This window comes from Brevundimonas aurifodinae, assembly GCF_040195595.1.
GTDB lineage: Bacteria > Pseudomonadota > Alphaproteobacteria > Caulobacterales > Caulobacteraceae > Brevundimonas > Brevundimonas aurifodinae.
The window spans coordinates 214,196-223,635 of sequence record NZ_JBEGDD010000001.1; the positions used below are offsets into that span (position 1 = coordinate 214,196).

General features: G+C 68.8%; 11 protein-coding genes. 8 read left to right on the forward strand and 3 right to left on the reverse strand.

From position 1 onward, the window contains the following. Positions 1-70 precede the first annotated feature (70 nt). The 3 genes from rpoN (at position 71) to ptsN (ending at position 2,978) form a co-directional block, all read left to right on the forward strand. Positions 71-1,573 carry an RNA polymerase factor sigma-54 gene (rpoN, locus tag ABN401_RS01145; protein ID WP_490424180.1) on the forward strand — a complete coding sequence of 501 codons (1,503 nt, stop codon included), beginning with the start codon at positions 71-73 and terminating at the stop codon, positions 1,571-1,573. Between the two features lie 181 nt (positions 1,574-1,754). Next, positions 1,755-2,414, forward strand: coding sequence for a ribosome hibernation-promoting factor, HPF/YfiA family (hpf, locus tag ABN401_RS01150; protein WP_349682975.1), 660 nt, complete (start codon positions 1,755-1,757; stop codon positions 2,412-2,414). A 99-nt stretch (positions 2,415-2,513) separates the two neighbouring features. Further along, on the forward strand, positions 2,514-2,978 hold the full coding sequence (gene ptsN, locus ABN401_RS01155) for a PTS IIA-like nitrogen regulatory protein PtsN (protein WP_349682976.1): 465 nt from the start codon (positions 2,514-2,516) through the stop codon (positions 2,976-2,978). A 21-nt stretch (positions 2,979-2,999) separates the two neighbouring features. Here ptsN and ABN401_RS01160 read toward each other — a convergent pair whose 3' ends face one another. The 3 genes from ABN401_RS01160 to gloB form a co-directional block, all read right to left on the reverse strand. Continuing rightward, positions 3,000-3,254 carry a DUF1150 family protein gene (locus ABN401_RS01160; RefSeq protein ID WP_349682977.1) on the reverse strand — a complete coding sequence of 85 codons (255 nt, stop codon included), beginning with the start codon at positions 3,252-3,254 and terminating at the stop codon, positions 3,000-3,002. Between the two features lie 85 nt (positions 3,255-3,339). Further along, positions 3,340-3,753 (reverse strand): Hsp20 family protein, encoded by a 414-nt coding sequence (locus ABN401_RS01165; protein WP_349682978.1) that lies wholly within the window; start codon positions 3,751-3,753, stop codon positions 3,340-3,342. A 112-nt stretch (positions 3,754-3,865) separates the two neighbouring features. Continuing rightward, positions 3,866-4,594 carry a hydroxyacylglutathione hydrolase gene (gloB, locus tag ABN401_RS01170; protein ID WP_349682979.1) on the reverse strand — a complete coding sequence of 243 codons (729 nt, stop codon included), beginning with the start codon at positions 4,592-4,594 and terminating at the stop codon, positions 3,866-3,868. 47 nt (positions 4,595-4,641) lie between these two features. Between gloB and ABN401_RS01175 the strand changes: the two genes are divergently transcribed. The 5 genes from ABN401_RS01175 to ABN401_RS01195 are packed head-to-tail and all read left to right on the forward strand — an operon-like array spanning position 4,642 to position 9,312. Next, positions 4,642-5,409 carry a methyltransferase domain-containing protein gene (locus tag ABN401_RS01175; protein ID WP_349682980.1) on the forward strand — a complete coding sequence of 256 codons (768 nt, stop codon included), beginning with the start codon at positions 4,642-4,644 and terminating at the stop codon, positions 5,407-5,409. A gap of 9 nt (positions 5,410-5,418) precedes the next feature. Continuing rightward, on the forward strand, positions 5,419-5,931 hold the full coding sequence (locus ABN401_RS01180) for a SixA phosphatase family protein (protein ID WP_349682981.1): 513 nt from the start codon (positions 5,419-5,421) through the stop codon (positions 5,929-5,931). After that, on the forward strand, positions 5,931-6,242 hold the full coding sequence (locus ABN401_RS01185; protein ID WP_349682982.1) for a DUF952 domain-containing protein: 312 nt from the start codon (positions 5,931-5,933) through the stop codon (positions 6,240-6,242). The genes ABN401_RS01180 and ABN401_RS01185 overlap by 1 nt, the downstream gene beginning before the upstream one ends. After that, entirely contained in the window at positions 6,236-7,267 is a 1,032-nt protein-coding gene (locus ABN401_RS01190) for a quinone-dependent dihydroorotate dehydrogenase (protein ID WP_349682983.1), read from the forward strand. The genes ABN401_RS01185 and ABN401_RS01190 overlap by 7 nt, the downstream gene beginning before the upstream one ends. A 59-nt stretch (positions 7,268-7,326) precedes the next feature. Next, positions 7,327-9,312 (forward strand): ATP-binding protein, encoded by a 1,986-nt coding sequence (locus tag ABN401_RS01195; RefSeq protein WP_349682984.1) that lies wholly within the window; start codon positions 7,327-7,329, stop codon positions 9,310-9,312. Positions 9,313-9,440: the final 128 nt, after the last annotated feature.

Sequence of the window (9,440 nt, forward strand, 5' to 3'; positions counted from 1 at the left end):
GTTAACCGCTTCGCGCCATCGTGACAGCAAGTTCCGGGCCACCATGGCCGGACGGCGAGGACGTCAGCGCGTGATCGGACAGCGGCTCGAGATCCGGCAAGGCCAGGGGCTGGTTATCACGCCCCAGCTGCAGCAGGCGATCAAGCTGCTGCAGCTGTCTAATCAGGAACTGGACGAATACGTCGAGGCCGAGTTGGAGAAGAACCCCCTGCTCCAGCGCGAGGAGCCGGAGAGCGCCCCCGAGCCGGCGCGAGAGCTGGCGGCGGACGCGGCGGAACTCAGTTTCGCCGATGCCGAGGTTTCCGATCGCGCGACCACGGTCGATGCGCGCGAGGATGACGTCTATGGCGACGCCACGCCCGGAGAACGCACATCGGACCGTTTGTCGGACGAGGCGGCGTCCCAGCCGGGGCTGTCGGACTGGTCGGCGGCGGGCAAGGGCGGGTCGTTCAACGACGGCGACGGCGGCGAGCGGCCCGAGCGTCACGATCCGACCCTGTGGGAGCACCTGCAGGCGCAAGCGTCTTCGGCGGGGTTTTCGGCGGCCGACCATGCCGTCGCCCTGGCCCTGATCGACGGCGTCGACGACGGCGGCTACCTGCGCGGCGAACTGGAAGAACTGGCCGATCGGCTGGGCTGTGGCCTGGAGCGGATCGAGGCGGTGCTGGCGGTGTGCCACGGGTTCGAGCCCACTGGCGTCATGGCGCGCTCCGTCCCCGAATGCCTGAAGCTGCAGCTGATCGAGCGAAACCGCTTCGACCCGGCCATGGCGGCGCTGCTGGACAACCTCGACCTCCTGGCCCGGCGGGACCTCGGGGCTCTTCGAAAGGCGTGCAGCGTCGACGTCGACGACCTGTCGGAGATGATCTCCGAGCTGAAGGCCCTTACGCCCCGGCCAGGCGCGGGCTTCGCCGGCGAGATCGCCCAGACGGTGATCCCCGATGTCCATGTCCGCCCGGACCCGGCCGGAGGCTGGAAGGTCGAGCTGAACTCCGACACCCTGCCCCGCCTGCTGGTCGACAAGCGCTACCACGCCTCGGTCTCGGCCGGAGCGCGGACGGAGGCGGAAAAGACCTTCGTCGCCGACTGCGCGGCCCAGGCCAACTGGCTGGTCAAGTCGCTGGACCAGCGCGCCAAGACCATCCTGAAGGTCGGGTCCGAGATCGTCCGCCAGCAAGACGCCTTTCTGGCGTTCGGCGTCGAGTTCCTGCGGCCGCTCAACCTGAAGACCGTGGCCGACGCCATCGGAATGCACGAATCGACCGTCAGCCGGGTGACCTCGAACAAATACGTCTCGACGCCGCGCGGAGTGTTCGAACTGAAATTCTTCTTCACCGCGGCCATTCAGGCGACCGACGGCGGGGCCAGTCATTCGGCCGAGGCCGTCCGCCATCGGATCAGGTCGATGATCGACCACGAGGGCCGCGACGGCGATGTTCTGTCCGACGACCGCATCGTCGAGATCCTGAAAGAAGCCGGCATCGATATCGCGCGCCGAACCGTCGCCAAGTACCGGGAAGCCTTGCGGATTCCATCCTCGGTCGAGCGGCGACGGATGCTGAAGGCGGGTTAGCGCGCTAACGCTCGCCGCACGGCGGCTCGCTGCTTGAGCGCAGGTTTCGCGCGCTAACGCTCGCGACGCGGTCGCTCGCTGCTTGAGCGCAGGCCTAAGATCGCGGCTGATCGCAAAAGCGTGACTGTGAAATCGGCGTTCCCGATTGACACTTTTGTCGGGCGGTCGCGTTCTGCTTCCTATGCAAGTCCAAGTCAGCGGCAAGCACGTGGATGTCGGCGAAGCGTTAGGCTCGCGCATCTCCCAGGAACTCGAAGAGGGAGTCGGAAAATACTTCGAACGCGGCGGCCAGGACGCCGAGGTCGTGGTCTCCAAGGATGGTCATGGCTTCAAGGTGGACTGCTGGGTCCGCCTCGCTTCGGGCCAGGCCCTTGTGACCACAGGCCACGGCGGTGACGCCCACGCCGCCTTTTCCGACAGTCTCGAGAAGCTCGAAAAGCGGGTGCGTCGCTACAAGCGACGGCTCAAGGACCACCACATCGGCCCCAGGGGGCTGTCCCCCGAGAAGACCGAGAACGCCGCGCGCGACGTTGCGCGATCCATCGTCCTCCGCGACCCGGATACTGTCGAGGACGACGTGTTCGGAGACACGGGCGAAGACGGGCCTCCCCCGGTGGGCATGGTCATCGCCGAGACCCAGTCCGAAATCCGTACCATCACGGTCGGACGCGCGGTTCTGGAGCTCGACATGACCGGCTATCCTGTCCTGATGTTCCGGAACGCCGCCCACGGAGGTCTGTCGGTGGTCTATCGTCGGCCGGACGGCAATGTGGGGTGGATAGACCCTGAACGCACCGTGTCGTTGAACGGACACGGTTCTGTAAACGGTTCTGGCGCATAAGCCTTTCAAACGGGCGCGGATCGGGCTAGACCGCCCGCGCCCATCGCCTCCCCCCTCAAGGGCCCGCTGAACCTCGTATGAGTGTGAGTCGAGACGATCATGGATATCGGTGAACTGCTGGTCCGGGACGGAGTGGTCCTGAAGAGCGGCGCGTCTTCCAAGCGGCAGGCTCTGCACAGCGTCGCCTCCGTGGCCGCCCAGGCCCTGGATCTGGAAGAAGCGCGGGTGTTCGACGCCCTTCTCGAGCGCGAAACCCTGGGGTCCACGGGTCTGGGCTCCGGCGTCGCCGTGCCGCACGCGCGACTGGAGGGTATCGATCGGGTCCGCGCCGTTTTCGTGCGCCTCGACACACCCGTGGCCTATGACGCCGTGGACGACCGGCCCGTCGATCTGATGTTCGCCCTTTTCGCCCCGCCGCGAGACGGCGCCGAGCATTTGCGGGCGCTGGCCGCCGTCTCGCGCGCGTTGAGATCCTCGGAAATGCGCGAGCAACTGCGTCAGGCCCGAACCGTGGACGCGATTCACGCCCTGTTCGTTCGCGACGATACCGCGACCGCCGCCTGACTTTCGACGAAAGCCCCGCCCCTAGTGGACGGAGACGGGGGCCAGTTCGTGCGCGACCGCGGCCGCGAAGGCCGTCTCGCGATCCAGCATGACCGCCAGACGCTCACCGTCGGCACTATGCACCGCATACAGGGTCTGCTCGGGGTCGATCATCAGACCCTTGGCGTCCGCCAGGGGCGTGTCGGCCAGCACATCGGCGGCGCTGATCTCGCGCACATAGACCAGGTCGGGCGCGCCCAATCCCTGGAAGTCTTCTTTCGTCATCGTGGGCGTCATCAGGACCGCCTCCTTCGAAATCGGGAACGCCCGAGCGCCCGGCGGGTTCGCCGGCGCGTCGAAGCGTCGCCTTGGAACGTGAAAATCAGCCGAGGCTGATGGGGATGCGCCGCACCGTGGCGGCTTCTTCGGGTCGCTTCAGATCGACGTGGAGCAGGCCGTGCTCCAGGGTCGCACCCTCAACTTCCAGCCCATCCGCCAGGACGAAACTGCGAACGAACCCGCGCGCCGCGATTCCCCGATGCAGAAAGGACTGCTCGGGCACCCCCTCACGCTTGCCGGCGATGGTCAGTTGGCGGCCCTCAAGAGTGATGGCCAGATCGTCCGGCGTGAAGCCCGCCACCGCCAGCGAGATGCGCACGGCATGCGCGCCGGTCTGCTCGACATTGTAGGGCGGATAGCTCTCGACCGCGGCCTTGGCGGCGCGGTCGATCAGGGCTCGGGTCTGGTCGAAGCCCAACAGAAAGGGGCTGTCGAACAGCACAGGGCGTCCGGTCATGAGTCAGTCCTTGATCGAAGCGACATCGACCAGGAGCCCCCGGAAGTGGCGGACCCTTGATCTCGGGCTGGATATGGGGGCCCCTGAGCCGCCCGACAAGCGAGCGGACCCTTCAGCCCTTGAACCCGTCCTTGGCGGCGCGCCTCGCGGCGAACTCGGCCCCGTCGCGCGCGGTCAGATAGGGGTTGAACCGCCGCTCGACCCCCAGCGTCGTCGGCACCGTGGCCTCGCCCAGGGCGCGCCTGGTGAAAATGCCCTCGGCGTGGGCGCGGGCCTCCGGTCGGTCATCGACGGTCACCATGAAGCGGGCGTTGGAGGCGGTGTATTCGTGCGCGCCGTACAGCACCGTCTCGTCGGGCCAGGCGGCGATGCGCTGCAAACTGTCCCACATCTGCTCGGGCGTGCCCTCGAACAGGCGACCGCAGCCCAGGGTGAACAGGGTGTCGCCTGTGAAGGCGATCTGGTCCTCCACCGAGCGGAAGACGACGTGGCCCAGGGTGTGACCGGGCGTGGCGGTGACGTGCAGGGTCGTGTCGCCGATACGGACCACATCGCCCTCTTCGACCACATGATCCAGAAGCGCGACCTTCTTCACCTCCTCAGGCCCCCAGATGTCGCAGCCTGTCTCGGCCTTCAGCCGTTCGTTGCCCTCGGTGTGGTCGGGGTGCCAGTGGGTGTTGATGATCCGGTCCAGCCTGCCCCAGCCCAGTCGCTGGATCGCATCCAGGATCACCTGGGCATCCGGCGTGTCGATCGCGGCCACAGTACCGGTGGCCTCGTCCCGGGCCAGGAAGGCGTAGTTGTCCTCGCGGGCCGGGAACAGGTGAACGGTCAGGGGCATGGCGTCATCCTTGGTGAAGCGGGCGTCTCCGCCATATAGTCAGGACCATGCGCCGCGCCATCGAAGATCTTCGCGCCTTCTACGGCGAGCCCCGCGGCATCCTGGTCCGCCGGCTGCTGGCCAAGCGGCTGGAGGACGCCTGGGGCGAGGCCGAGGGCTGCGACGTCCTGGGCGTCGGCTATGCGACGCCCTGGCTGGACGCCTTCGTCGGCGCGCGACGCGTCATCGCCGCCATGCCTGCGGGTCAGGGCGTCGAGCTGTGGCCGTCGGCGGGTCGGAACCGCACCCTGCTGGTCGACGACAAACGGCTGCCGTTCGCGGCCGGGTCGTTCGACCGCGTCCTGCTGGTCCACGCACTGGAAGAGGCAGACGATCCGACGCTGCTGCTGACCGAGGCCGTTCGGGCCCTGGCACCGGCAGGGCGGATCATCCTGGCTGCGGCGGCGCGCGGCGGCATGTGGGCGCGGGCGGAGGGGACGCCGTTCGGGCACGGGCGACCGTTCACCCGAGGCCAGCTGGAGCGACTGGTGCGGGCGGCGGGCCTGGAGCCGACCGCCTGGTCCCAGACTCTCTATGTCCCGCCGTGGACCCCGCTGATGGGCATGGCCGACGGGTTCGAACAGGTCGGGCGACGGATCGCGCCAGGCTTCGCGGGCGTGATCCTGCTGGAGGCCACGCGTCAGGCCTATGCGCGCATTCGCCCCTCGGGCCATGGCGCGCGCGTTCGGGTGGAGGCCGGGGCCCTGCGGCCCCAGCCGGCGACCCGGACGCCACGGACAGGCGACGGGGTGGAAGCGCGCCGCGAACCCCTGTAACGGCGGGCCATGCACCGCCTGATCCTGATGCGCCACGCCAAGACCGAGCGCGCCGCCGTCTCCGGCCTCGACCGCGACCGCGCCCTGACCGCGCGCGGGACCGCCGACGCCGCCCTCATGGGACGGGTGCTGGCCGAGAAAAAGCTCCGCCCCGACCTGGCGCTGGTCAGCCCCGCGCTTCGGACGCGCCAGAGCTGGGACGCGGTGCAGGAAGCCCTCGGCGATGTGGAGGTCCGGATCGAACCGCGCCTTTACGATGCCTCGCCCGACACGATCCGGCGTCTGGTCGAGGACGCCGAGGACCAGGCCGGATGCCTGCTCGTCATGGCCCACAACCCGGGGGTCCATACCCTGGCGCTGGAGTATCTGACCGAGAGCGCGGCCTCGCCGGCCATCCTGGATCGTTTGGCCGGGGGCTTTCCGACCGGGGCGGCTGCGGCGTTCGAGGTCGATGTGGCGGGCCGCTGCGCCTATGACGGCTTCCTGACGCCCAAGGCCTTCGGCGGCGGGGCGGACGACTGATGGCGGATCGCTACGTCTACAAGCTGCTGGACGCCGCCGAATGGCGACGCGCCCTGGCCGAGGGCGTCTTCCTGGGCTCCGAGGTCGACCGGGCGGACGGCTACATCCACCTGTCGACCGCCGCGCAGCTGGCCGAGACGGCGAGAAAGCATTTCGCCGGTCGAACGGACCTCATGCGCCTGACCGTCGATCTGGAAGCCTTGGGCGATGCTGTCGTCTGGGAGCCGTCGCGCGGCGGGGCGCTCTTCCCGCACATCTATGGCCCGATGCCGACCACGGCGGTGATCGAGGCGGCGCCGTTCGCATGCTGACGGCTCTGCTCCGCACCCTGGACCCCGAAACCGCCCACGGTCTTGCGATCGGAGCCCTGAAGCACGCCCCCCTGCCTGCTTCGCCGCCGGACGACCCGATCCTGGCGACCAGCGTGGCGGGCCTGAGACTGACGAACCCGATCGGCCTGGCCGCCGGCCTGGACAAGAACGCGGAGGCTCTTGGAGGCCTGGCGCGTCTGGGCTTCGGCTTTGTGGAGGCCGGGTCGGTGACGCCGCGCGCCCAGCCCGGCAATCCGAGGCCCCGACTGTTTCGCCTGTCGCAGGACAGGGCGATCATCAATCGCATGGGCTTCAACAACGCGGGGCTGGAGGTCTTCGCCGGTCACCTTCGGGATCGACCCACAGACGTCGTGGTCGGGGCCAACCTCGGCGCCAACAAGGATACCGAGGACCGGGCGGCCGACTATGTCGCCGGGCTGAGGAGGCTGGCGGGCCTGTCGGACTATTTCACCGTCAACATCTCATCGCCCAATACGCCGGGCCTCAGGGCGCTTCAGGGGCGCGAGGCGCTGGACGACCTGCTGGGTCGGGTGGCCGAGGCGCGGACCACCGCAGCGCCCGTCTTCCTCAAGATCGCCCCTGACCTGACGCCCGCCGAGATCGCCATGATCGTCGAGGCCGCCCTGGCGCACCGGATCGACGCCCTGATCGTGTCCAATACGACCCTGGACCGGCCGCCGAGCCTGACCTCGCCCGACCGCGCCGAAGCGGGCGGCCTTTCCGGCGCGCCACTGCGCGAAAAGGCACATAAGGCCCTGATCCACGCCGCCGAGGCCGCTGCTGGCCGCCTGCCTCTGATTGCGGTCGGCGGGGTCGACAGCGGGGCGGAGGCCTATCGGCGCATTCGGGCCGGGGCTTGCGCCGTCCAGGTCTATTCGGCGTTGATCTATGACGGCGTCGGACTGATCGGACGCATCAAGCGCGACCTGGCCTCGCGGCTCCGCGCCGACGGCTTCACCTCCGTGGCCGAGGCCGCCGCCAACCGGACGTTGACGGAGCGTTAGGCCGAACCGGTCATCATCCCGCGATGCGAGGCGGCCGCCGCCTCATTTCGAGGACGGGCATGTCGCAATCCTATACGGACACGACGCCGGACTGGGCTCCGGCGATCCGGGCCCGTCGTCGCGCCTTGACCCAGCGACTGGGGATGGGGCTGGCGACGGCCCTGATCTTCACGCCGGTGTTCGGGTGGCAGATCTCGGCCCTTTGGTGCGTCGGCTACTTCCTGGTCCAGGCCCTGGACCTGTGGATTTTCGCCCCCGTGACCAGCGGACGCACCGACCAGATGGGCGCGGGGCGGAACGCGCTCGGCCATCTCATGCTGTTTCTGAACGCCGCCGCCTTCGGCAGTCTGACCATTCCCTTGTGGTGGCTGGGCGGACCGATGGGGGGCGTCTGCGCCGCTGTTCTGGCCGCATCGGGCGCGATCTATGGCGTCATCAACTCGCCCCGGTCGCGGCGCGTGCTGGCGGTGACCATCACGCCGCACTTCCTTTACATGGCCTCGGTGCCGTTCTGGATGAGCTATTACGGCGCGTCCCACGCCTTCCTGATGGCGGCGACGGTCGCGTTCTGCGTCTTCGGCGTCTATTGCCTCTCCACCTGGGACCGCATGAACAAGTCCGCCGAAGCCGAGACGGCCGCCCGGCTCGAGGCGGACCGCAAGCGCGCCGAGGCCGAGCGGATCATGGCCAGCAGACAGGTCTTCCTGGCCTCGATCGGTCACGACCTGAGGACGCCCATCAGCGCCATCATGACTGGCGCGGCCGAACTGGAGCGCGGGGCCGGGACCGGTCCGGCGCGCGCCCAGGCCGCCCTGATCACCGACGCCGGCATCATGATGAAGGCCCTGCTGGACGACCTGCTGGATCACGCCAAGCTGGAGTCCGGCCACATGACGGTCGAGAGCGTGGACTTCAACCTGCGCAGCCTGATCGCCCAGACCCTGATGTTCTGGCAGGGCGAGGCGCGCGCCAAGGGCCTGTCGCTGCGGGTCGAAGGGGCGGCCTCCTTGCCGGCCTCGGTCAAGGGCGACCCGATGCGGCTTCGTCAGGTGCTGAACAATCTGGTCTCCAACGCCATGAAGTTCACCGCGACGGGCTCTGTGACCCTGCGTCTGTCAGCATGGCCCGAGGAGCCGGCCGAGCACGCCGTCCTGATCGAGATCGCCGACACCGGCCCGGGGATGACGCCCGAACAGCTGGAAAGGTTGTTCACCCCCTTCGATCAGACCGCCGCGGGCGTCAGCGCCCAGCACGGCGGCACCGGCCTGGGGCTGTCGATCAGTCGCGATCTGATCCAGTTGATGGGCGGCCGCCTGACGGCCCGCAGCCGGCCCGGCGAGGGGGCCTCCTTCACCATCTCGCTGGTCCTGCCGCAGGGCGAGACCGACAAGATCGCGCCTCGTGTTTTTGGCGACGACACGCGCGGCGACATCGTCAGAAGCCTGACCCCTCGCAAGCCGACCGCGCGAACCACCAAGGTCGAGATCGATGCCGGAGAAGAAGCCATCGTCGAGAAGGCTGTCGATGCGATCCCGGAGACACCTCCAACGCCCGTCGTCGTGGCGGTGCCCGAGCCCGAGCCCGAGCCGATCGCGGAGGTCGAGACGGTGGGCGACGAGGACGGCGACGACCGGCCCCTGCGCGTCCTGGTGGTCGACGATCACGACATCAACCGCCGCGCGGTCGAGCTGATCCTGGCGCCGCTGGGCTGCGACATCGCTTCGGCCGCCGATGGACTCGCGGCTCTGGCCCAGTGCGAGACGGGCGTCTTCGACGTGATCTTCATGGACGTGCGCATGCCTGAGCTGGACGGACGCGAGACCACACGGCGCCTGCGCGCCGGGGGTGGGCCGAACGCCGGAGTCCCGGTGATCGCCGTCACCGCCGACACCGCTCCGGAAGACATCGCCGCCTGCATGGCGGCAGGCATGAACTACTTCGTGTCCAAGCCCCTGACCCCGGCGACCCTGCTGGGCGCGCTGAACCATGTCCTTGCCGAAGCCGCGACCGAGGCGGACACGGCACCCGCGACCGCCGCCGCCTGAGCACCGAGAACCCCGACCTCAGCGACGGTCCTTTAGTCTGCGCTCAAGCAGCGAGCGACCGCGTCGCGAGCGGTAGCGCAACGACCCGCGCTCAAGCAGCGAGCGACCGCGTCGCGAGCGGTAGCGCC

Coding starts and splice junctions, on each gene's coding strand:
- ABN401_RS01195 (WP_349682984.1), top strand. CDS start 7,327: ATGTCGCAATCCTATACGGACACGACGCCGGACTGGGCTCCGGCGATC.
- hpf (WP_349682975.1), top strand. CDS start 1,755: ATGCAAGTCCAAGTCAGCGGCAAGCACGTGGATGTCGGCGAAGCGTTA.
- ABN401_RS01175 (WP_349682980.1), top strand. CDS start 4,642: ATGCGCCGCGCCATCGAAGATCTTCGCGCCTTCTACGGCGAGCCCCGC.
- ABN401_RS01190 (WP_349682983.1), top strand. CDS start 6,236: ATGCTGACGGCTCTGCTCCGCACCCTGGACCCCGAAACCGCCCACGGT.
- ABN401_RS01180 (WP_349682981.1), top strand. CDS start 5,419: ATGCACCGCCTGATCCTGATGCGCCACGCCAAGACCGAGCGCGCCGCC.
- ABN401_RS01185 (WP_349682982.1), top strand. CDS start 5,931: ATGGCGGATCGCTACGTCTACAAGCTGCTGGACGCCGCCGAATGGCGA.
- ptsN (WP_349682976.1), top strand. CDS start 2,514: ATGGATATCGGTGAACTGCTGGTCCGGGACGGAGTGGTCCTGAAGAGC.
- gloB (WP_349682979.1), bottom strand. CDS start 4,594: ATGCCCCTGACCGTTCACCTGTTCCCGGCCCGCGAGGACAACTACGCC.
- ABN401_RS01165 (WP_349682978.1), bottom strand. CDS start 3,753: ATGACCGGACGCCCTGTGCTGTTCGACAGCCCCTTTCTGTTGGGCTTC.
- ABN401_RS01160 (WP_349682977.1), bottom strand. CDS start 3,254: ATGACGCCCACGATGACGAAAGAAGACTTCCAGGGATTGGGCGCGCCC.